This window comes from Massilia sp. LMS1-1-1.1, assembly GCF_040815535.1.
Classification (GTDB): Bacteria; Pseudomonadota; Gammaproteobacteria; order Burkholderiales; family Burkholderiaceae_D; genus Janthinobacterium; species Janthinobacterium aestuarii.
Map to the genome: position 1 here is coordinate 1 of NZ_JBFPNG010000029.1, position 284 is coordinate 284.

Consider the following 284-nt stretch of genomic DNA (forward strand, 5'->3'; position numbering starts at 1 on the left):
AGGCTGGGTGTGGAAGTGCAGTAATGCATTAAGCTAACCAGTACTAATTGCCCGTACGGCTTGTCCCTATAACCTTAGCAGGTGCAGAGGATAAGACGGTACAACGTTGCGTGTGTGTTGATACTACGATTCATTACCCCAATCTTTGCTTCTTCCCGATTCAGGCTTTGTCGCTCCATTGAGGACAAACGCCAGTACAAGTTATGCCTGATGACCATAGCAAGTTGGTCCCACCCCTTCCCATCCCGAACAGGACCGTGAAACAACTTTGCGCCGATGATAGT

1 rRNA gene is annotated in these 284 nt (G+C 48.9%); it reads left to right on the forward strand.

The window, feature by feature from the left end:
* Positions 1–206: 206 nt before the first annotated feature.
* Positions 207–284, forward strand: a 5S ribosomal RNA gene (gene rrf / locus MRBLMS1_RS18855); the annotation flags it as partial.